The sequence below is a fragment of the Bradyrhizobium sp. UFLA05-125 genome (assembly GCF_059803515.1).
The window spans coordinates 84939-106810 of the sequence record NZ_JBANBJ010000024.1; the positions used below are offsets into that span (position 1 = coordinate 84939).

At 64.0% G+C, this 21872-nt stretch carries 21 protein-coding genes; 10 read left to right on the forward strand and 11 right to left on the reverse strand.

The window, feature by feature from the left end:
- Window positions 1-24 precede the first annotated feature (24 nt).
- From SO156_RS21835 to SO156_RS21845, 3 genes are all read right to left on the reverse strand, one after another.
- The gene (locus SO156_RS21835) at window positions 25-627 is read right to left on the reverse strand and encodes a YqaA family protein (RefSeq protein WP_458144032.1); all 603 of its coding nucleotides are present in this window, start codon (window positions 625-627) and stop codon (window positions 25-27) included.
- Window positions 628-672: 45 nt separating this feature from the next.
- On the reverse strand, window positions 673-1077 hold the full coding sequence (gene hisE, locus SO156_RS21840) for a phosphoribosyl-ATP diphosphatase (RefSeq protein WP_458144033.1): 405 nt from the start codon (window positions 1075-1077) through the stop codon (window positions 673-675).
- 105 nt (window positions 1078-1182) lie between these two features.
- The gene (locus SO156_RS21845) at window positions 1183-1545 is read right to left on the reverse strand and encodes a hypothetical protein (RefSeq protein ID WP_458144034.1); all 363 of its coding nucleotides are present in this window, start codon (window positions 1543-1545) and stop codon (window positions 1183-1185) included.
- 228 nt (window positions 1546-1773) lie between these two features.
- Between SO156_RS21845 and SO156_RS21850 the strand changes: the two genes are divergently transcribed.
- From SO156_RS21850 to SO156_RS21875, 6 genes are all read left to right on the forward strand, one after another.
- The gene (locus tag SO156_RS21850; protein ID WP_498536202.1) at window positions 1774-2826 is read left to right on the forward strand and encodes an ABC transporter substrate-binding protein; all 1053 of its coding nucleotides are present in this window, start codon (window positions 1774-1776) and stop codon (window positions 2824-2826) included.
- A 92-nt stretch (window positions 2827-2918) separates the two neighbouring features.
- On the forward strand, window positions 2919-4715 hold the full coding sequence (locus SO156_RS21855) for a glucan ABC transporter ATP-binding protein/ permease (protein ID WP_458144036.1): 1797 nt from the start codon (window positions 2919-2921) through the stop codon (window positions 4713-4715).
- Between the two features lie 180 nt (window positions 4716-4895).
- Complete coding sequence (locus SO156_RS21860) at window positions 4896-6356, forward strand: D-alanyl-D-alanine carboxypeptidase family protein (protein ID WP_458144037.1); 1461 nt, start codon at window positions 4896-4898, stop codon at window positions 6354-6356.
- 190 nt (window positions 6357-6546) lie between these two features.
- Window positions 6547-8232 carry a long-chain fatty acid--CoA ligase gene (locus tag SO156_RS21865; protein WP_458144038.1) on the forward strand — a complete coding sequence of 562 codons (1686 nt, stop codon included), beginning with the start codon at window positions 6547-6549 and terminating at the stop codon, window positions 8230-8232.
- A 16-nt stretch (window positions 8233-8248) separates the two neighbouring features.
- Window positions 8249-8803 (forward strand): DUF924 family protein, encoded by a 555-nt coding sequence (locus tag SO156_RS21870; protein ID WP_498536203.1) that lies wholly within the window; start codon window positions 8249-8251, stop codon window positions 8801-8803.
- A 108-nt stretch (window positions 8804-8911) separates the two neighbouring features.
- Complete coding sequence (locus SO156_RS21875; RefSeq protein WP_027520654.1) at window positions 8912-9397, forward strand: peroxiredoxin; 486 nt, start codon at window positions 8912-8914, stop codon at window positions 9395-9397.
- Between the two features lie 170 nt (window positions 9398-9567).
- On the opposite strand, the gene rnhA is transcribed toward SO156_RS21875, so the two are convergent.
- Genes rnhA through ispH form a run of 3 tightly spaced genes read right to left on the reverse strand, consistent with a single transcriptional unit; the run spans window position 9568 to window position 11987 of the window.
- A complete protein-coding gene (gene rnhA / locus SO156_RS21880) occupies window positions 9568-10032 on the reverse strand; it encodes a ribonuclease HI (protein WP_458144041.1) in 465 nt (154 codons plus the stop codon).
- Window positions 10029-11012, reverse strand: a complete 984-nt coding sequence (locus SO156_RS21885) for a homoserine kinase (protein WP_498536204.1) — start codon at window positions 11010-11012, stop codon at window positions 10029-10031. Before SO156_RS21885 ends, rnhA begins: the two co-directional genes overlap by 4 nt.
- Before the next feature lie 6 nt (window positions 11013-11018).
- Window positions 11019-11987, reverse strand: a complete 969-nt coding sequence (ispH, locus tag SO156_RS21890; protein ID WP_458144043.1) for a 4-hydroxy-3-methylbut-2-enyl diphosphate reductase — start codon at window positions 11985-11987, stop codon at window positions 11019-11021.
- Between the two features lie 244 nt (window positions 11988-12231).
- Here ispH and SO156_RS21895 point away from each other — a divergent pair, with 244 nt between their 5' ends.
- A complete protein-coding gene (locus tag SO156_RS21895; RefSeq protein ID WP_458144044.1) occupies window positions 12232-12924 on the forward strand; it encodes a DUF1013 domain-containing protein in 693 nt (230 codons plus the stop codon).
- 239 nt (window positions 12925-13163) lie between these two features.
- Here the strand turns inward: SO156_RS21895 and SO156_RS21900 are convergent, their stop codons facing one another.
- Window positions 13164-14492, reverse strand: coding sequence for a dicarboxylate/amino acid:cation symporter (locus SO156_RS21900; RefSeq protein ID WP_458144045.1), 1329 nt, complete (start codon window positions 14490-14492; stop codon window positions 13164-13166).
- A gap of 210 nt (window positions 14493-14702) precedes the next feature.
- Between SO156_RS21900 and SO156_RS21905 the strand changes: the two genes are divergently transcribed.
- Both SO156_RS21905 and cuyB read left to right on the forward strand, forming a co-directional pair.
- Window positions 14703-15614: a LysR family transcriptional regulator gene (locus tag SO156_RS21905; RefSeq protein WP_458144046.1), complete on the forward strand. Its 912-nt coding sequence runs from the start codon at window positions 14703-14705 to the stop codon at window positions 15612-15614.
- 61 nt (window positions 15615-15675) lie between these two features.
- Complete coding sequence (cuyB, locus tag SO156_RS21910; RefSeq protein ID WP_498536205.1) at window positions 15676-16512, forward strand: cysteate racemase; 837 nt, start codon at window positions 15676-15678, stop codon at window positions 16510-16512.
- Here cuyB and SO156_RS21915 read toward each other — a convergent pair.
- From SO156_RS21915 to SO156_RS21930, 4 genes are all read right to left on the reverse strand, one after another.
- On the reverse strand, window positions 16418-16624 hold the full coding sequence (locus tag SO156_RS21915; protein WP_458144048.1) for a DUF6494 family protein: 207 nt from the start codon (window positions 16622-16624) through the stop codon (window positions 16418-16420). The genes cuyB and SO156_RS21915 overlap by 95 nt on opposite strands.
- A 25-nt stretch (window positions 16625-16649) precedes the next feature.
- A complete protein-coding gene (locus SO156_RS21920; protein ID WP_458144049.1) occupies window positions 16650-16919 on the reverse strand; it encodes a hypothetical protein in 270 nt (89 codons plus the stop codon).
- A 218-nt stretch (window positions 16920-17137) separates the two neighbouring features.
- Window positions 17138-19060, reverse strand: a complete 1923-nt coding sequence (locus tag SO156_RS21925; RefSeq protein ID WP_498536206.1) for a propionyl-CoA synthetase — start codon at window positions 19058-19060, stop codon at window positions 17138-17140.
- Window positions 19061-19305: 245 nt separating this feature from the next.
- Window positions 19306-20073, reverse strand: a complete 768-nt coding sequence (locus tag SO156_RS21930) for a hypothetical protein (protein WP_498536207.1) — start codon at window positions 20071-20073, stop codon at window positions 19306-19308.
- A 208-nt stretch (window positions 20074-20281) separates the two neighbouring features.
- On the opposite strand from SO156_RS21930, the gene SO156_RS21935 reads away from it, so the two are divergent.
- Window positions 20282-21826: a cation:proton antiporter gene (locus SO156_RS21935; protein ID WP_498536208.1), complete on the forward strand. Its 1545-nt coding sequence runs from the start codon at window positions 20282-20284 to the stop codon at window positions 21824-21826.
- Window positions 21827-21872 lie beyond the last annotated feature (46 nt).

Genomic DNA, 21872 nt, shown 5'->3' on the forward strand with positions numbered 1-21872 from the left:
TGACGCGCCGCCAGACAAGCTTGATCAGATCAGCTTGATAGCAACCACGAAGCCGAGCACCAGCACCGCGGCGCCGATCGCCACCCACAATGCGAGATGCCTCTCGATCCTGACCCGGATCCAGTCGCCGTACCGATTGAGCAGCACAGCGGCGACGAAGAAGCGCCCGCCACGCGCGACGATCGAGCACAGAATGAACAGCCCGATATTGTAGCCGGCGAAGCCCGACGTGATGGTGACGAGCTTGTAGGGGATGGGTGTGAGACCCTTGACCAGGATGATCACCGCACCCCATTGCGCATAGGAGGAACGGAACGCGTCGACCTTGTCGCCAAGGCCGTAGACCTGGATCAGCCAGTGGCCGACCGAGTCATAGAGCAACGCACCGATGGCATAGCCCAAAATGCCGCCCAGCACCGAGGTCGCGGTGCAGACGGCGGCGTAGACCCAGGCGCGCTGCGGGCGCGCCAGCGACATCGGGATCAGCATCACGTCCGGAGGAACGGGAAAGAACGAGCTTTCTGCGAAAGCCACGGCCCCCATGATCCAGAGCGCGTAGGGCTTGTGGGCGGCGTCGATGCACCAATCGTAGATACGTTTCAGCATGGCGCCGCGATGAAGCACCATGGGATGGATTTGTCCATCGCAAGATGGGGCCGATTTGTAGCGCTTCTAGTGGCGCTTGCGCGCCGCGCGGCCCTCGAGCGCGACAATTGGCCGCCGGGCGGCGACGCCGGGTGAGGCGACCTTGGGCAGCTTCATCGGCGATTTCGGCAGCTTCTCGGCGATGCCGAGCATGTCCTCCCGCCGCGCCATCTCTCGCCAGACGTCATCGGGCCGCACGCCGGCCGAGGCCCAGAGCACGGTGAGATTGTAGAGCAGGTCGGCGCTTTCCCGGATCACGGCTTCGCTATCGCCATGAACGGCGTCGATAACCACCTCTATGGCTTCCTCAGCCAGTTTTTTCGCCATTTTGGCCGGGCCGCGCTGAAACAGCCGGGCGGTACGCGATGTTGCCGGATCAAGATCCCTGGCCGCGAGCACAGCCAGATATAGCCGCTCAAGCGAATCACTCATGCACTCAAAACTACTCTAAACCAATGGTAGACGTGTTAACGTCTGACAATAAAAGCAAAATTTAAGCCGGCGCGGCAAGCGCGCCGGCTTTTCGTGGTCAACAGCTTACCAACAGCCGGCGCCGCTTCGGCTGCAATTGGCAAAGGGGTCGCGTCCGATCACTCCGTGATAGGGATAGTCGTTTCGGTGGTAGTAGCCATCGCCATAATAGGCCGGGCCGCCATAATAGGCGGGACCGCCGTAGTAGGCAGGGCCGTAGTCATAGGCGTAGGCATCGCGGGCGGCGGCGATCGCCAGGCCAGTGCCGACGATGCCGGCAAAGGCCGCGGCAGCGGCGGCTCCGCCGCCACCATGCCAATGGCGGCCTCCGGCGAAGGACGTCGAGGGTGCGGCGGTGGTCAGCGCCAGTACAGCGACAGTGGCGAGTAAGGCCTTGCGGCCAATGGTCGTGGAAATTCGGTCAAACATATCGGCCTCCATGGGTGCCTGCGGACGGGCTTATCCCTCTAAAACCCGCGCATCCCATATTGGGTTCCCCAACCCGAACGGCAGCTGAACAGCGACAAATTCGCGCGGAGATTGCGAAATCGTGACGCATTCCGCTCATCAACCGTTCAGGTTTGATCGGCCATGATGAGGACCGCCGGCGCTTTGCAAGCGTCACAAAAAGCAACAACGACAGTCCGGCGTGAATTCATGCGCGCATGCCCGACACTCCTCTCCCGCTATCTGTTGGCGCTCTGGATCGGGCTCACGGTGCTGGCATGTTCGCGCGCGGCGATCGCCGCCGACGACGCGGCGTGGCATGTCGCGATCCGGTTCACCTTCGATCGCCCGATTGAATCGAGCATGGCGCCGTTCTTCATTGCGGCGAAAGACGGGTTGTTCGGCGCCGAGCACCTCACCGTGTCGTTCAGCAGCGCCGCAGGCTCGCCGGAGGCACTTGCACGCATCGCCAGAGGCGACAGCGATCTCGCCCTCGTCGACATCAACGAATTGATCCGCTTTCGCGACAGGGCGGATGCCCCGCCGATCAAGGCCGTGTTCGTGCTGTTCAACCGGGCGCCCTATGCGTTCGTCGCGCGCAGGAGCCGCGGCATCCATACGCTGTCCGATCTCGAGGGCAGGACGGTTGGCGTGTCCGACAGCGATCTGTCGATCCGGCTGTGGCCGGCGCTCGCACATCGGAACGGGGTCAACACGGCGCACGTGAAATTCTACAAGATGAGTGCCGCAGTGCGCGAACCGATCCTGTCCGCCGGACAGGTCGATGCCGTCGCCGGCTTCAGCTATCTGTCGGCCGTGAATTTGCGCGACCGCGGCGTGCCGGCCGACGATCTCGCGGTGCTGCGCTATGCCGATTATGGCTGCGAGGCCTATGGCTTCGCGGTGGTCGTGAACCCGTCCTTTGCCGCATCGAAGCCGGACGCCGTGAAAGGCTTCGTGCGCGCGCTGATCGGTGGGCTCAATGCAACGGTCAAGGAGCCGGAGAGCGCGGTCGACGAGGTCGTCAGCCGGATGGACGACGGCATGCGCGACCTCGAGCTCGCGCGGCTATCCACCGTGCTTGCCGACAACATCCTGACCGACGAGGTCCGCCGCAACGGCCTCGGCGGCGTCGATCCCGCCCGCTTCGATCGCGCGATCGACCAGATCGCGCAGGATTTCAAGTTCCGCAAGCGCCCCGCCCCAAGCGATGTTTTCGACGAACAGTTCCTGCCGCCGGTGGCAGGTCGACTGATCAATTGAGTAAAAACTGGCGGCTTCGGCTGTATCTTGCGGCCCATCCCTGATTAGAATGCGACCTCGTTCGATCCCGCCCGTGCGAGTGCCTGCCTTTCATGTCGATCCTTCGTCTCTACACCCGCGTTCTCGAGCTGCTCGGCAAGGAGGCGCGGCTGGGCTGGCTGCTGGCGATCGCCAATCTGCTGCTGGCGGCGGCGCAGTTCGCCGAGCCCGTGCTGTTCGGCAAGATCGTCGACGTGCTCTCCGGCAAGACCGTCGCAGGTTCGAACTCCGCATGGCCGTTCCTGTTCGCCTGGGTCGCATTCGGTCTGTTCACGATCGGCTGTAGCGCGCTGGTGGCGCTGCATGCCGACCGGCTCGCCCATCGCCAGCGCCAGGCCGTGCTGACGAGCTATTTCGAGCACATTTTGCAGCTGCCGCTGACCTTCCACTCCGGCACCCATTCCGGGCGGCTGATGAAAGTGATGCTCAACGGCACGGACGCGCTGTGGCGGCTGTGGCTCGGCTTCTTCCGCGAGCATTTTGCCGCGATCCTGTCGGTATTCGTGCTGCTGCCGCTGTCGCTCTATCTGAACTGGCGGCTCGCCATCCTGCTGTTCGCGCTCTGCATCGTGTTCACGGCGCTGACGACCTTCGTCGTGCGCAAGACCTACGGCATGCAGATGACGGTCGAGGAGCACTACAGCGATCTGTCGGCGCGCGCCTCCGACGCGCTCGGCAACGTGGCGCTGGTGCAGAGCTTCGTCCGCGTCGAAGCCGAGGTGCAGGGACTACGCTTCGTTGCCGATCAGTTGCTCGCCGCGCAGATGCCGGTGCTGTCCTGGTGGGCGCTCGTCACCGTCATCACGCGCGCCTCCACCACCATCACGGTGCTCGCGATCTTCACGCTCGGCATCGCGCTGCACGACCAGGGACTGACGACGGTCGGCGAGATCGTGATGTTCGTGAGCTTTGCAACGCTTTTGATCCAGAAGCTCGAGCAGGTCGTGAGCTTCGTCAACAACGTCTTCATGGAGGCGCCGCGCTTACGCGAATTCTTCAACGTGCTCGATGCCGTGCCCGCCGTGCACGACCGGCCCGATGCGATCGACGTCGGGCGCTTGTCGGGCCTCGTCGAGTTCCACGACGTCACCTTCTCCTATGACGGCAAGCGGCCGGCGGTCGAGGACCTCTCCTTCACCGCGCTGCCCGGACAGACGATCGCGCTGGTCGGCCCGACCGGCGCCGGCAAGTCGACCGCGATCGCGCTTCTGCATCGTGCGTTCGACCCTCAGTCAGGCTTCATCAAGATCGACGGCATGGACGTGCGCGGCATCACGCTGACATCGCTGCGGCGGAACATCGGCGTGGTGTTCCAGGAGGCGCTGTTGTTCAACCGCTCGATCGCGGAGAATTTGCGCGTTGGCAAGCCGGACGCAACCGATGCGGACATGCGGCTTGCGGCCGAGCGGGCGCAGGCGCTCGAATTCATCGAGCGCAGCGGTGGCTTCGAGACCAATGCGGGCGAGCGCGGGCGCATGCTGTCCGGCGGCGAGCGGCAGCGGCTGTCGATCGCGCGCGCACTGCTGAAGGACCCGCCCATCCTGATCCTGGACGAGGCCACCAGCGCACTCGATGCCGTCACCGAGATGAAGGTCAACGCAGCTCTCGATGAAGTGATGCGGGGCCGCACCACCTTCGTGATCGCCCATCGCCTGTCCACCATCCGCAACGCCACGAAGATCCTGGTGTTCGAAAATGGCTGCGTGATCGAAAGTGGAACTTTCGATGAACTCGTGGCCAAAGGCGGCCATTTCGCCGCGCTCGCCAAGGCCCAGTTCATGGTGCACGAGAATGTGCGGGCGAGCGTGACGGCGGCGGAGGCCGCGGCCTCGGCTGTGAAGTCCCAGTAATACCGCCGAAATTCGGCCTATTTCATCGCTGAATACCCGGCCTGGCCCCTGTTCTCGGTGAACGAGCCGGTATAGGTTTGCACCCGCCGCAAGCGGCGGCGCTGACATACGCTTCAAAACCGAACTTCAGATCATGAGAATCGCATTATCGGGCGGTTCTCCAAGGACCGGAATCGGATAGTGCACTTCATTCGCCCGCTGCTTCGCCTTGCCCCGTTGAACCTGGCCGTCGTGGCCATCGCGCTGATGTTGCTTGCGCCGCGTGATGCGCGCGCCGAGGCGCTGCTTCTGATCGAGGCCGAGAGCGGTAAGGTTTTACAAGCCGACAACGCGACCATCCCCTGGTATCCGGCTTCGGTCACCAAGATCATGACCGCCTATGTGACGTTGAAGGCGGTGAAGGACGGCAAGCTCACGCTCGACACGCTGCTGACGGTCTCACCGATGGCGGCTTCGCAATCGCCCTCGAAGATGGGCTTTCGTCCCGGGACGCAGGTCACCGTCGACAACGCGCTGAAGATGATGATGGTCAAGTCGGCCAACGACATGGCCGTGGTGCTCGCCGAGGGCGTTGGCGGTTCGATCGACGGCTTCTCCGCGATGATGAACCAGACCGCGCAAAAGCTCGGCATGACGCAGACGAGCTACGTCAATCCGAACGGCCTGCCCGCCGACGGCCAGATCACCTCGGCGCGCGATCTCGGAATCCTGGCGCGCTCGTTCCTGCGTGACCTGCCGGAATACGAGTATTTCGTGCACATCCCGGCGATCCGCTTCGGCAAGCGTATCACGCCGAACTTCAACAAGCTGATCGGCCGCTATCCCGGCGCCGACGGTTTCAAGACCGGCTTCATCTGCGCCTCCGGCTACAACCTCGTGGCATCGGCGTCCCGCAACGGACGGCGGCTGATCGCGGTGGTGCTCGGCGCCAATTCGGGCACCGCGCGTGCGATCAAGGCGGCGCAGCTTCTTGAGCGCGGCTTCTCGCAGGACACGCTGTCGTGGCTGCGTCCCGCACTCGGCACGGTCGACAGCCTCGCGCCGGTCGATGCCTCGCCACCGAACCTGCGCGACGAGATGTGCGGCGGCCACCGCAAGCGCCCGGCGAGCGACGAGGACGATGCGCTGATCGCAACCAATGGCGGCACGGGCGGATCGACGTCCCAGACCGGCGGCGAAGCCCAGGTGACGTTCTTCACCGCCGGCCTGCAACCGCCCATGATGAAGGCGTCCGACCTGCTCGCCTCCGCCGCAGCGCCCGCCGAGCCGGTGCCGGTCTATACCGGCCCAACCCGGACCGGTGCCGCCCTGATTGCGGCGGTCGCGGCCGATGCCGACCAGCAGGCGACTCCAAAGGCGCGAGGCAAGAAGTCGCGCGTTGCGGCGAAGAAGCCCGAGGCGTCCGACAAGCCGAAAGATGCGGGCAAGGACGCCAAGTCGAGCGCCAAGCTCGATGCCAAGCCGGACGCGAAGGGCGACACCAAACCCGCAGCCAAGCCGATCAAGCACGCCAATGCCAAGCCCGACGCGGCTGCGAAGGGCGCGGAAAAACCGGCGGCGAGCGGCGATTCCGCAGCCAAGCCTGCCAAGCCGAAGGCGACCACAAAGCCCGCGGCCAAGCCTGCGCCAAATAACAGTTAACGGCGTGCTGGCCGACGGCTGCACCCGCGCTTCGCAACTGCGACAGCGTCGTTTGCGACGATTCCAGTAGCCACTTCCGGGCCGTTGTCCTAAGCCTCAACCGCTTGCCACCGGTTGCGGCAGGCTCGATACTGCGTGCAACGAGGCAAGCCTGAGACACATCGGGCTCTGGTTCAGGAGGGGAGTACCTATGGAGCGCATCTGGCTCAAACAATATCCGCCCGGCGTGCCAGCCGATATCGAGCCGACGCAATACGCATCGCTGGTCGACCTCCTGGAGGAGAGCTTTGCGAAGTTCGCCGATCGCAAGGCCTTCATCTGCATGGACAAGGCGATCAGCTACCGCGACCTCGACCAGATGTCGCTGGCGCTTGCCTCCTATTTGCAGAGCCGCGGCCTGCAACGCGGCGCGCGCGTCGCGATCATGATGCCAAACGTGCTGCAATATCCGGTCGCAACCGCGGCCGTGCTGCGCGCGGGCTTCGCGGTCGTCAACGTCAACCCGCTCTATACGCCGCGCGAGCTCGAGCACCAGCTCAAGGACTCCGGCGCCGAAGCCATCATCGTGCTGGAGAATTTTGCGCACACCGTCGAGCAGGTGATCGCCAAGACGTCCGTCAAGCACGTCGTCATGGCGAGCATGGGCGACCTGCTCGGCTTCAAGGGCGTCATCGTCAACCTCGTCGTTCGCCGCGTGAAGAAGATGGTGCCGGCCTATTCGCTGCCGGGCGCGATCGCCTTCAACGACGCACTGGCGGCGGGCCGCAGCGCGACCTTCAACAAGCCAAAACTGTCGCCCGGCGACGTCGCCTTCCTGCAATATACCGGCGGCACGACCGGCGTCTCCAAAGGCGCGACGCTGCTTCATCGCAACATCGTCGCCAACGTGCTGCAGAACGACGCCTGGCTCCAACCGGCGATGGCCGCACCTCCGCAGGTCGACCAGCTCATGATCGTCTGCGCGCTCCCGCTCTATCACATCTTCGCGCTGACGGCCTGCTACCTGCTCGCGGTGCGCGCCGGCGGCTGCAATCTGTTGATCCCCAACCCGCGCGACATCCCCGGCTTCATCAAGGAGCTGGCGAAGTACCAGGTCAACAGCTTCCCGGCGGTCAATACGCTCTACAACGGCCTGATGCACCATCCCGACTTCAGGAAGCTCGACTTCTCCAAGCTGAAGATCTCCAACGGCGGCGGCATGGCCGTGCAGCGCCCGGTCGCCGAGCAGTGGAAGGCGGTGACCGGCTGCTTCATCGCTGAAGGCTACGGCCTGTCGGAGACCGCGCCGACCCTCACGTGCAATCCGGCGACCACGAACGAGTTCTCCGGATCGATCGGCATTCCCGTGCCCTCGACCTGGATCTCGATTCGTGACGACGACGGCAACGAGGTGGCGCTGGGACAGCCCGGGGAAATCTGCGCCAAGGGCCCGCAGGTGATGTCGGGCTACTGGAACAGGCCCGAGGAGACCGCCAAGGTCATGACCGCGGACGGCTATTTCCGCACCGGCGACATCGGCGTGATGGACGAGAAGGGCTACATCAAGATCGTCGATCGCAAGAAGGACATGATCCTGGTCTCGGGCTTCAACGTCTATCCGAACGAGATCGAGGAAGTGATCGCGAGCCATCCGGGCGTGCTCGAATGCGCCGTGATCGGCATTCCCGATGCGAAGTCGGGCGAGGCGGTGAAAGCCTTCGTGGTGAAGAAGGACCCGGCCCTGACAGCCGAGGACGTGATCAGGTTCTGTCACGAGCAGCTCACGGGCTACAAGGTGCCCAAGCACATCGAGTTCCGGACCGAATTGCCGAAGACCAATGTCGGCAAGATTTTGCGCCGGCAGCTCCGCGACGAGAAGAAGGCCGAGGCAGCATAGCCACGATCTTTCCGCGATGACCGACGTCAACGACATCGCGCCAGCCGGCGTTCTCGCCTTCTGGCGCGAGGCCGGCAGCGAGCGCTGGTACAAGCGCGACGATGTTTTCGATGCGGAAATTCGCAACCGCTTTCTGAAGCTGTGGCGGCGCGGGGCGAATGGGGACTTGTCGTCGTGGGAAGCCAGCGATGACGGCGCGCTGGCGCTCGTCATCGTGCTCGACCAGTTTCCCCGCAACATGTTCCGCGGCGACGCCATGACCTATGCGAGCGATGCGGTGGCCCGCGAGGTGGCCCGCCGCGCGCTCGCCCGCGGCGCCGACGGGCGGGTCGATCCAGCCTTGCGCGAATTCTTCTACCTGCCGTTCATGCATTCGGAGCATTTGCCCGACCAACTGCACTGCGTCGCATTATTCCGGAAGATCGACGACAGCGAAAACCTGAAATACGCCGAGGAGCACGCAGACATCATCCGCCGCTTCGGCCGCTTCCCTCACCGCAATCGCATCCTCCGCCGCAGCTCCACGCCAGACGAGCAGGCGTTCCTGGATGACGGTGGCTTTTCCGGCTGATGACATCACGGTGAAAGCCAGCAACCTTCTCCGCTTGGTGCATTGGAAATATTGTGCAGGCCGACCGCACGGTCTACAAAGCGGAACCGATTTTCAGGGAGACTGACGATGGCGATCCAGATTGGCGACAAGCTGCCAGAAGCTAAATTCCGCGTGATGACGGCGGAGGGTCCGCAGGTCAAATCGACCGACGACATCTTCAAGGGCAAGAAAGTGGCGCTGTTCGCGGTACCGGGCGCCTACACCGGCACCTGCCACAAGATGCATCTGCCGAGCATCTTCCTCAACGCCTATGCCATCAAGGACAAGGGCGTCGACACCATCGCGATCGTCTCGGTCAACGACGCCTTCGTCATGAACGCCTGGAAGCGCGACACCGACCAGCGCGACGAGGCGACCTTCCTCGCCGACGGCAACGCCGACTTCACCAAGGCGATCGGCATGGAGCTCGACGCCTCCGCCAACGGTCTCGGCATCCGCTCCAAGCGCTACTCGATGCTGGTCGAGGACGGTGTAGTGAAAAAGCTGAACCTCGAGGCGATGCCCGGCAAGGTCGAGGTTTCCGGCGGCGATACGCTGCTCGGGCAGCTGTAAGGCGAGGCGGATCGCGCCACATCCACAACTGTCATCGCCCGCGAAAGCGGGCGATCCAGTATTCCAGAGGCTTCGAGATTCACATCGACCGCCGCGGCGTACTGGATCGCCCGGTCAAGCCGGGCGATGACGGCGGCGAGTGCGTCGACGTCTGTGACGACGTCGAAAAACTATTCCCTCACCCGCGTCTGCATCCTTGCCATCGCAATCCCGTCACGCGCGAGTTGATCGGCGCGCTCGTTCTCGGGGTGGCCGGCGTGGCCCTTGACCCAGTGCCAGCGCACCTCGTGCGCCTTCAGCGCGGCATCGAGGCGCTGCCAGAGTTCGACGTTTTTCACCGGCTTCTTGTCGGCGGTGCGCCAGCCGTTGCGCTTCCAGCCATGGATCCAGCCGGTGATGCCCTGCCGCACATATTGGCTATCGGTGTAGAGATCGACAGTGCAGGGCTTCTTCAGCGCTTCCAACGCCGAGATCGCCGCCATCAGCTCCATCTGGTTGTTGGTGGTGTGGCGCTCGCCGCCGTTCAGCTCCTTCTCCTTGTCGCCGAACCTGAGGATCGCGCCCCAGCCGCCGGGCCCGGGATTTCCCGAGCACGCGCCGTCCGTGAAGATCGTAACATTGGGCAGCTCGCTCACGCGACCAGTCCTGACGGCAAGAGGCCATAATCGCGCACGCTCGAAACGCTCTGGTGGAAGCGCAGCTTGCGGACGTATTCCAGCGGGTCCTTGGGGCGCACCAACGCACCCGGCGGCACGTTGAGCCAGTCGACCAGCCGCGTCAGCAGAAAGCGGATCGCCGCACCCCGCGCCAGCAGCGGCAGCGCAGCTTCCTCCGCCTCGGTCAGCTTGCGGACGCGCCCATAGGCATTGAGGAAGGCGCGCGCCTTGGTGACGTTGAAGGAATGATCCGGCTCGAAGCACCAGGCATTGAGACAGATCGCGACGTCATAGGCGAACATGTCGTTGCAGGCGAAGGTGAAGTCGATGATCCCGGATAGCTTGTCGCCGAGGAAGAAGACGTTGTCGTTGAACAGGTCGGCGTGGATCACGCCCTCGGGCAGGTTGTTCGGCCAGACACCGCTCGAGAGATGGTCGAGTTCGGCTTCGAGGAACGCGCGCAGACCCGGCTGCACCTCATCGGCACGGGCGGCGCCCTGATCGAACAGCGGCCGCCAGCCGGACACCGAGAGCGCGTTGGTGCGCCGAATCGCGAAATTGGCGCCGGCCAGATGCATCTTCGCCAGCGCCTCGCCGACGCCGGCGCAATGCGCAGCGTTCGGCTTGCGCGGCCAGATGCCCTCGAGAAAGGTGATGATCGCCGCAGGCCGTCCCGCAAGCTCGTGCAGCGCCTCGCCGTCCTTCGCCTTCACCGGCAAGGGACAGTTGATGCCGTGCTCGGCGAGGTGCGTCATCAGCGCGAGGAAGAACGGCAGGTCGTTCTTCGCCACGCGCTTCTCGTAGAGCGTAAGGATGAACGAGCCCTTGCTGGTGTGCAGCAGGAAGTTGGAGTTCTCGACGCCCTCGGCGATACCCTTGTAGGACAGGAGTTCGCCGAGATCGTATTGGCTTAAGTATTCCGCAAGCTCGTCGGCGGCGACGTCGGTGTAGACCGCCATCTAGAACTACTCAGCAGCAGCTTCGGGGCGCAGCGAGCGCGGCAGCGGGAAGAACTCGTTCTCTTCCGCGGCCGACACCGTCTCCACATGCAGCGAGTAGCGCGTGGCAAAGGCGTCCATGATCTCCTCGACGATCACTTCCGGCGCCGAGGCGCCCGCGGTGATGCCGAGGCTCTTGATGTCGCCGAAACGATCCCAGTCGATGTCGGCGGCACGCTGCGCCAGCACCGCGATCTTGCAGCCCTCGCGCTCGGCGACCTCGCGCAGGCGCTGCGAGTTCGACGAGTTCGGCGCGCCGACCACGATCAACGCATCGACCACAGGTGCCACCTTCTTCACCGCAAGCTGGCGGTTGGTGGTGGCGTAGCAGATGTCTTCCTTGTGCGGCCCGTTGATGTTCGGGAAGCGCTCCTTCAGGAGCGCCACGATCTCCGCGGTGTCGTCGATCGACAGCGTGGTCTGGGTCACGAAGGCGAGGTTGTCCGGATTCTTCGGGGCGATGGTCTTGGCGTCCTCGGCGGTTTCGATCAGGGTCACGGCTCCGACCGGAAGCTGGCCAAGAGTGCCGACCACCTCGGGATGATGGGAATGCCCGATCAGGAAGATCTCGCGGCCACGCTTGAAATGGATCGCTGCCTCGCGGTGCACCTTGGTCACCAGCGGGCAGGTCGCATCCAGCGAGAACAGGTTGCGGGATTGCGCATCGGCCGGAACGGACTTCGGCACGCCATGGGCCGAAAACACCACGGGAGCCGTGGTATTTTCCGGAATTTCAGCCAGTTCCTCGACGAAGATCGCGCCCTTCTTCTTCAATCCATCCACGACATATTTGTTGTGCACAATCTCATGGCGAACATAGACCGGGGCACCGTACATGGTGAGCGCCCGCTCCACCGTGTCGATGGCCCGCACCACTCCCGCGCAGAAGCCGCGGGGAGAACAAAGCACGATCTTGAGGTCTGGTTTGGCTGACATGAAGCGATCTCGGGACCGAATCACCCTCGGCCATTGGGCCGGGACCGGTCGATTGATGAAATAGGGCTTGGCACGGACTGTTAGGGACTTGGGCCCCCTTTCGGGCGCTGTCAAGGCACTATCTATAGCAGAACCATTGCGTGAATGGCCCCTCACGGCTTATATAGGGGTTAATTCCCGTCATCGCTGATGACCCCCGGTTTCGCCTCCAAAGAGGTGGGCGAAGCACAAAGGAGATTTGCCCATGAGCAACGCACCTCTGATGCCCAAGGCGACCGCCGTCTGGCTGCTCGACAACACGGCGCTGACCTTCGATCAGGTCGCCGATTTCACCAAGATGCACCCCCTGGAGGTGCGCGCGATCGCCGACGGCGACGCCGCGCAGGGCATCAAGGGCATGGATCCTCTCTCCAATGGCCAGTTGACCCGCGAGGAGATCGAGAAGGGCGAGAGGAATCCCGACTACCGGCTCCGTCTCCAGGAGAGCAAGGTGGTGCTGCCGCCCCAGCCCAAGCGCAAGGGGCCGCGCTACACCCCGGTCTCGCGCCGCCACGAGCGCCCGAGCGCGATCCTCTGGCTGCTGCGTAACCACGCCGAGCTGAAGGACGCCCAGATCATGCGCCTGGTCGGCACGACCAAGAGCACGATCGCGAGCGTGCGTGACCGCACCCACTGGAACACCGCCGGGCTGACGCCGATCGACCCCGTCACCCTCGGCCTCTGCTCGCAGATCGAGCTCGATTTCGAGGTGGCGCGTGCAGCCAAGGAAAAGCCGGTCGATGCAGCCTATGGCGGCGCCACGCTGCTGCCGGCCTCCGAGACCACGAAGAAGGACGAATACGAACCGGCGGAGAAGAGCAGCGACGACCTCAACGTCGACGCCGTGTTCGCCAAGCTGAAGACGCTCGGCGGCAAGAAGCAGGAGGAAGAGGAGTAGGCTTCGCTCCTCGGCTGATCGTCGAAGATCGATTCAACGCGGCGGGCCAACCCGCCGCGTTTTTGTTTGGACGCCATTCGCGCGAGCCAGCGTGGACGGGAAACTCCGTAGGGTGGATTAGCGAAGCGTAACCCACCACTAAAGCGCGATGAGATTTGGATGAATCGTCATCGCGCTTTGGGTTGTTGTTTACGCATGATCTTTTCGGAGAACCGCTTCGCACTTTTCCGGATCATGCTTTAGCTCGCAGCCGAACCTGACACGACAAGTGCCGTCGGCGCGGCCTGGGCTGGGGACGTTCGTGCGACTGCGGTCAGCTCGCCCTCCCATTTGGCGACTGCGGCGGTCGCGATGCCGTTGCCGATGACGTTGGTCATGGTGCGGCCCATGTCGAGGAATTGATCGATGCCCATGATGAGAAGCATGCCGCCGGCCGGCAGGTCGAACATGGGTATGGTCGCCGCCACGACCACGAGCGAGGCGCGCGGCACGCCGGCGATGCCCTTGCTGGTGACCATCATGACAAGGAGGAGCGTCGCCTGTTGCAGGACGCTCATCTCGATACCGTAGGCCTGGGCGATGAACAGGGCGGCGAACGCCTGGTACATCATCGAGCCATCCAGGTTGAACGAATAGCCGAGTGGCAGCACGAAGCCGGCGATGCGCTCCCGCACACCGAACTTCGTCAATTGCTCGATCATCTTCGGATAGGCAGCCTCGCTGCTGGCGGTCGAAAAGGCGAGCAGCATCGGCTGACGCAGCAGCCTGATCAGGTCCCAGGCGGGACGACCCAAGGCGGCCACACCTGCGGCGACGAGCACGGCCCAGAGCACCACGAGGCTGAGATAGAAGGTGGCGATGAACTTGCCATAGGTCAGGAGGACGGCGAGCCCTTGCGTGGTGATCACGGCGGCAATCGCGGCGAACACGCCGAGCGGCGCAAATCGCATCACGACATCGGTGATGCGCAGCATGACCTGCACGAGCTCGTCGACCGCAACGGTGATGATCCCCGCATGCGTAGTCTTCAACCTGCTCAGCGCGAAGCCGAAGAACACCGAGAACACCAGGATCTGGAGCACCTCGTTGGTGGCCATCGCCTGCACGGCGCTGGTCGGGAAGACGTGGGTGATGAAATCCTTCAGATTGAGCCCGGCTGTCGGGAGATTGGTGGAGACGCCCGCGTTCGGCAGCGGCAGCGCAAGGCCGTGGCCAGGCGCGAACAGGTTAGCGAACAGCATGCCGAGGCCGAGCGAGACGATGGAGGCCGAGATGAACCACCCCATGGATCGGGCCGCGATGCGTCCCAGGGCCGCGCCGTCCGTACCGAGACTCGCGATGCCGGACACGATCGTGGCGAAGACCAGGGGCGCGATGATCATCTTGATCATGCGCAGGAAGATATCCGTGACGATGGAGAAGTAGCCGGCAATGGTCTTGGCCGCCTCGGGCGTGGGAGACAGGACATGGCAGACGTAGCCGGCCACGACGCCGAGCAGCAAGCTGAGCAGGATGGTCCTGGTAAGCCGGTTCGGACGCGCAGACGAATTGCCGACGTTGATCGCCATTTCCTCATTCCCTCCCTTGGTGTGGACGCACCTCGGACGGGTGCGCTGATCTAATCATCCGCGCTCGATCGGACGCTGGCGACTTTCCTTGCATGACCGGGGCGCGGTCCAATGCTAGTTGGGAACGCGTTATTCCGACTTTGCATAGATTTCGGAGGGACAAGGGGGCATGCTTGCTGCCGACCCGGCTCGGACGGAAAGGCTGACATCATGGAGCTGAAATGGCTGGAAGACTTTCTGAGCCTTGCCCGGACGCGCAGCTTCTCGCGCTCCGCCGAGGAGCGGCACGTCACCCAGTCTGCCTTCAGCCGACGGATCCAGGCTTTGGAGCTATGGCTGGGCGTGTCCTTGATCGATCGCAGCAGCTACCCAACAGCGCTGACCGCGGAAGGCCGTCAATTCCTCGAGACGGCGGAAGAGACGGTGCGCATGCTGCATGCGAGCCGTCTCAACCTTCAGGCCAGCACACGGCCAAGCACGCAAATGGTCTCGGTCGCGGCCCTGCATACCTTGTCCCTCCGGTTCTTTCCGCGCTGGTTTCGCAGGATCGAGCAGCAGGTGGGAGAGATCGGCAGCCGCCTCTTGCCGGACGATTTCCATAGTTGCCTGCAGGCCATCGTCGAAGGGAGCTACGATTTCCTGCTCACCTTCCACCACCCCAACGTGCCCGTACCGCTCGAGCCGGAGCTCTATCCCCATATCGTCGTTGGCGAGGACAGCTTTGTTGCCGTTCGCAGCGCGACGCTGGATCGGGGTGCGGACGACGCCGTCCCGCTGCCGCTGCTCAGCTACACCTCGAACTCGTTTCTCGGGCGGGTTGCGACCTTCGCCCAGGCCCAGGCCGGAGCGCCACCAGTCCATGTCGCCCACACCAACGAGAATGCCATGGCCGATGCCCTCAAGTTCATGGCATTGGAGGGGCACGGTCTGGCCTGGCTGCCACGCAGCCTCGTTGCCTCCGAATTGGAGGAGGCCTTGCTCGTCACCGTCGGCCCCGAGATTCCCCTCGAGGTCAGGCTCTATCGCAGCGCGCGACGAACCCGTCCGATCGTCGACAAGGTCTGGAACGGCGCGCGATCGCTTGCGTCGGAAACTATGCAGAATTCGAATATGTCTGTCTGACTCGGCATTGGATTTGGCCGGACCATGCCCGCATCATCGCGCCCTGAACGAGGAGATCGCGATGCTTGGCGTGCTGGGTGGCATGGGTCCGATGGCCACCGTGGATTTCATGGGCAAGGTGATCAAGAACACGCCGGCAGCCTGCGACCAGGATCATATCGAGATGGTCGTCTGCTCGGCCACCAGCGTCCCGGACCGAACGGCCGCGATCGTCGGCCAGGCCAGCGATCCCTTCCCGGCCATGCTGGATGCATTGCGCCGCCTTGAGCGATCCGGCGCAAGCTGCATCGCCATCCCCTGCAACACCGCACATTACTGGCACGACGCGCTCCAGCAGGAGACGTCGGTGCCCATCCTGCACATCGTGAATGCCGTAGCCGACACGCTCGCGCGTAAGGGAATTATCGGCACGACGATCGGCGTGCTCGCGACCGACGGCACCGTGCATGCCGAGGTCTACCAGAAGCAACTCGCTGCGCGCGGTTACGTCTGCCTGATGCCGCAGCCAAGGGCGCAGGCCGAGATCATGCAGGCGATTCGCCTGGTCAAGGCGGGACGCATCGACGAAGCTGCCGCGATCCTGCGCCGGCAAGCCGAAACTCTGATCGAACGCGGCGCGGCGCTGGTGGCGATGGCCTGCACGGAAATTCCGCTGGCCCTTGCCGAGGTCGAGGATGAACTGCGGGCCCGATTGCTCGATCCAACGGACGCGCTGGCTCAAGCTTGTGTCGAGGCCTGCCTGGGATCGCCAAGAACCGCAGCCTTCGCGGGCGATGACCGCCGAGAAGAGGAAGTGCTCAGGATCAACCCAGCTCGATCGCGTCGTCGACCTCGTGGACGAGCCCGACGCTGTCGATGGTCAGAACCATCTTCGCCTTCAGCTTCTCGTGGCCTTTGATCTTGCCCGCCGCGATCGCATCGCGCACGGCCTTCTCGATCTCGCGCTGCGAGGTGACGCCGACTTGCTTGAGGAATTTGCGCAAGGACGTATTGAACTGGTCCTCGTTCATGACGGCCTCCGTTGACCGGAACGGCTTACGGCCGCTCCGGATGGTTGAGCATGTACTCACCGAGATCGCGCTGGCGGCGATCGGCACGAGCCGTCGCGGCGCTGCGCTGGACATCACGGTCCTTGCGGCAGGCGACGTATTCGGGCGAGCCCTGCGCATAGCCTCGGCTCTGGCAGACGGCGTCGTCATCGTCGTTACCCATCGCCACCGGCGCCTGGTTGCGCGCGGCGCACGCGGACAGGGCCAGCGCAAGCAAAGCAGCAGCGAGAAGGCGCGACGCGGTCGTGATGGGCATAAGGTATCCTCGATTTGCCGGCACTCTGTAGCGCGGAATGAGGAAATTGTAAGTCCCGTAACGTGCTTTCGTCATGCCCTCGCGAAGGCGGGGCATCCAGTATTCCATAGACCCCGAGAGATACGGAGAGGGCGCGGCGTACTGGATTCCCCGCTTTCGCGGGGAATGACAGAGGAGCAGCTACGACGTCCCGCCACGCGCGCAGAGTACCTTCGGCCTCACACCCTCCCCTTCAACGCGTCCTCGATTTCGTCCAGCACCTTGGGATCCTCGATGGTGGCCGGCATGGTCCAGGGCTCGCCGTCGGCGATCTTCTTGATGGTGCCGCGCAGGATTTTTCCGGAGCGGGTCTTGGGCAGTCGGCCGACGGTGATGGCGAGCTTGAAGGCGGCGACCGGGCCGAGCTTGTCGCGCACCAGCGTGATGATCTCCTTCTCGATTTCGGCGGGCGCGCGCTTGACGCCCGCTTTCAGCACCAGGAAGCCGCAGGGCACCTCGCCCTTGATCGCATCCTTGATGCCAAGCACGGCGCATTCGGCAACATCGGGATGCGAGGCGAGAATCTCCTCCATGCCGCCGGTGGAAAGCCTGTGGCCAGCGACGTTGATGATGTCGTCGGTGCGGCCCATGACCCAAACATAGCCGTCATCGTCCTTGTAGCCGGCGTCGGAAGTCTTGTAGTAGCCGGGGAATTCGGTGAGATAGGCTTCCTTGAAGCGCGCGTCCTGATTCCACAGCGTCGGCAGGCAGCCCGGCGGCATCGGCAGCTTGATGACGATCGAGCCCATGGTGTTGGCGGCAACGGGCTTGGCTGCCTCATCGACGACGTCGACCTGATAGCCCGGCATCGGCACCGTCGGTGAGCCATGTTTCACCGGCAACTGACCGAGGCCTACCGGGTTGCCGGCGATGCACCAGCCGGTCTCGGTCTGCCACCAGTGATCGATGACAGGCACCTTCAATTGCTCTTCCGCCCACTCCACCGTCGGTGGATCGGCGCGCTCGCCGGCGAGGAACAGGGTGCGGAATTTCGACAGATCGTATTGCCGGATGAATTTTCCATCCGGATCCTCTTTCCGGATCGCGCGGAAGGCGGTCGGCGCGGTGAACAGCGCGACCGCCTTGTGCTCCGATATTACGCGCCAAAATGCGCCCGCGTCGGGCGTGCCGACCGGCTTGCCTTCATACATGACCGTGGTCGCGCCATGGATCAGCGGGCCATAGACGATGTAGCTGTGGCCGACCACCCAGCCGATGTCGGAGCCGCACCACCAGACCTCACCCGGCCTGACGCCGTAGAGATTGAACATCGACCATTTCACTGCGACCAGATGCCCGCCATTGTCGCGCACCACGCCCTTGGGAATGCCGGTCGTGCCCGACGTGTAGAGGATGTAGAGCGGATCGGTGGCCGCGACCGGTACGCAAGGCGCGCGCTTGCCGTCGTTGAGCGCCTTGCGACGCAGGCTCGCCCAGTCATAGTCGCGGCTTGGTGTGAGTTCGCAGACATGTTGCGGACGTTGCAGGATGATGCAGGCTTTTGGCTTCGCCGCCGCGAGCTTGATCGCCTCGTCGAGCAACGGCTTGTACTGCACGATGCGGCCCGGCTCGATGCCACAGCTTGCGGAGAGGATCAGCTTCGGCTGTGCATCGTCGATGCGGGTCGCGAGCTCCTTGGCGGCAAAGCCACCGAACACCACCGAATGCACCGCGCCGATGCGCGCGCAGGCGAGCATGGCGACCACGGCCTCCGGCACCATCGGCATGTAGAGGAGAACGCGATCGCCCTTCGCGACACCGAAATCCTGCATGATGGCGCCGAGTGCCTGCACCTCCTTCAGGAGTTCGGCATAGGTCAATTTGGTGACGCTGCCCGTGAGCGGGGAATCGTGGATCAGCGCGACTTGTTCGGCGCGGCCGCGTTCGACGTGGCGATCGAGCGCGTTGTAGCAGGTGTTGACGACGGCGCCTGCGAACCAGCGGCCGTAGGTGCCCTGGGTGGGATCAAAAACCTTCTTCGCAGGTTCGATCCAGTCGATTTCCTGCGCAGCCTCCGCCCAGAAGCTTTCGGGGTCGGCCAGCGAGCGTGCATGGATCTCGTGATATCGGCTCTCCCCTTCGAGGCTTCCCTGGACGTTCATATCCGGCTCCCGTTTTCTCTTGTTCGCTGGCTTTGACCTGACGGCGAAAACGCCGTTCCGCCATGATCAGGGTCAATTGCCGGCGATGTTTGGCGAGTATTTTCCCGGGAACGGGCTGCGGTTCAAGCTGAAAAGGATGGGTCTTTCGGCGAACATTCCGCCTGGGGCGGGATGAGTTGAGACAGACCGCGCCCGCGGCGGTGCTGCACTCCCTCTCCCCGCAGGCGGGGAGAGGCGAAGTTGCGTCAGTACCCATCCACGCCGTTCAGCCGCTGCAAGCGGTCCTTCATCGTCTTCTTCAGATCATACCCCGCCCGGCCGAATTCGGCGTTGCGGCGGGCGATGAAATCGTCCTGCTCGCGCTGGAAGGTCTTGGCTTCCGCCGGGCTATCGGCTTCACGCATGACGCGCGCGTTGGCGGCAAAGATCTCGCGGTCGAGATCGGCAAGCTCGGGACTGCCGCAGATCGCCTTCTCCACGGCGCGGCGGGTTCGCGCGCAGTTGAAGCTCGGCTTGCCGGCGACCGCCATCTGCGCGCCGAGGCGCTCGAGCTCCTGTGCCATCGCCTTGTGGTTCGCCCTGGCCTTCTCGTGATTCGGATTGATCCGCAATGCCGCGCCAAAATCCTGCACCGCCTTGGGCCGGTCGCCCTTCTTCAGCCAGAGCTCGCCGCGCGCATTGAAGATGTCGGCGAGCGAGGGGTCGAGCAGAAGGGCGCGGCTGTAATCGGCAATGGCGCGATCAATCTGGTCGTGCCGTGCAAGCAGCGCACCGCGCGCGACCAGCGCCTTGACCAGATCGGGCTTGGCGGTCTTCTCGTTGTCGATCACGTCGGCGCAGGCCGAGGTTGCCTTCTCGACATCATCCGCCGCCGTCGCGGCGAGGCACGGCGCGATGTCGATCTGCGTGACTGTGGCCGGCTCACCGCCGGTCGCGGCCCGGCCTTGATGGGCCGGCAGCGCGCACAGGATCATGGCGGTGCAGAGGCTCGGAATCAGAATGGATCGGCGCATCGTCGTTGCAGTCGGAAATTCTCGCGTCGTGGAGACGCTCTCCACTATACAGCCGGATTGATGCTAGAGCATGATCCGGAAAAGTGTGAAGCGGTTTTCCGAAAGATCATGCTCAAACAAAAACCTGAAGCGCGATGACGATTCATCCTAGTCTCATCGCGCCCTAGCCTATCGCATCGTGCCGCCGACGGCTTCTTAAGGATATCTCGTGTCGACCTTCGAATGGATCATCGCACTTCTGCTCGGCGCCGTTGCCTTATCGGCGCTGGCGCGGCGGATCAAGGTCCCCTACCCGACCTTTCTCGCCATCGGCGGCGCGCTGCTCGCCTTCGTTCCCGAGAGCCCATCCTGGGCGCTCCAGCCCGATCTCGCCTTGGCGCTTTTTGTCGCACCGGTACTGCTGGATGCCGCCTATGACACCTCGCTGCGCGATCTCCGCAACAACTGGGTTCCGGTCTCGACGCTCGTGGTCGCCGCGGTCGGCTTGACCACGGCCGGTGTCGCGCTGGTGGCGCATCGGCTGGTCCCCGATATGCCCTGGGCCGCCGCGGTCGCGCTCGGCGCGATCGTCGCGCCGCCGGATGCGGCTGCTGCGGTCGCCATCCTGCGTCAGGTCCGCCTGCCCTATCGCATGGTCAAGGTGCTCGAAGGCGAGAGCCTGCTGAATGATGCGAGTGCGCTGCTGATCTATCGCATCGCGGTCGGCGCAGTGGTGATGGAACATCTGAAATGGAGCGAGATCGCGCCGACGGTCGCGCTCGCGCTCGGCGGCAGCATCGTCGCCGGCTATCTCGCTGCGCGCATCATGCCGCTGTTCATCACACGCATCACGGAAGCGCCGAGCGCGATCATCGTGCAGTTCGCCACGACCTTCATGATCTGGATCGGCGCCGAGCACCTCGGCCTCTCCGGCATCCTGACCATCGTCGTCTACGCCATGACTGTCGCGCGCGCCGCGCCGGCACGCATGCCGGCGCGGCTGCGGGTGCCGTCCTACGCGGTGTGGGAGACGACCGTGTTCGTGCTAAACGTGCTCGCCTTCATCCTGATCGGGTTGCAGGTGCAGCCGATCTGGTCGCGCCTCGCAGAGGACGTGCGCTGGGAGTATTTCGTGGCGGCGGCGTGGATCCTGCTCACGGTGATCCTGGTGCGGCTCGCCTGGGTGATGACCTACCGCACGATCCTGCGCATACTCGTCGCGTACGGCATCTATTGCCCGAAGGACCCGGAAGCCGTAACCTCGCCCAAGGGCGGCATCATCGTGTCCTGGTGCGGCATGCGCGGCCTCGTCACACTCGCCACCGCCTTCGCGCTGCCTGAGAATTTCCCCTATCGCGATTTCATCCTGTTCATCGCCTTCGCCGTCGTGCTGGGATCACTGGTGATCCAGGGCCTGACGCTGCGGCCGCTGATCCTGGCGTTCGACCTCAAGGACGATGATCCCGTCTCCAGCGAGGTCGCGCGCGGACGCGCGCTCGCCTATCAGGCCGCGCTCGCCGAGATCGACGCCGATCCGTCGGAAGAGGCGGAGATCCTGCGGCTGGAATATCGCGCGGTGCTGATGCGGGCCGAGAACGATCCCAATGGCGGCGTCGCCAGCGGCGAATTGCCCGCCGATCCCCTGCGCCGCCGCGCCATCGGCGCGGCCCGCAAGACCATCTTCGACCTGCGTGCCACCGAGGTGATCGGCGACGACGCGTTTCACACGCTCGAGGAGGAGCTGGATCGGGCGGAGCTAAGCGCGGGAGGATGATGCGCGCGGTGCTGCCACAAGCGCGATGTCGTCCCGGCGAAGGCCG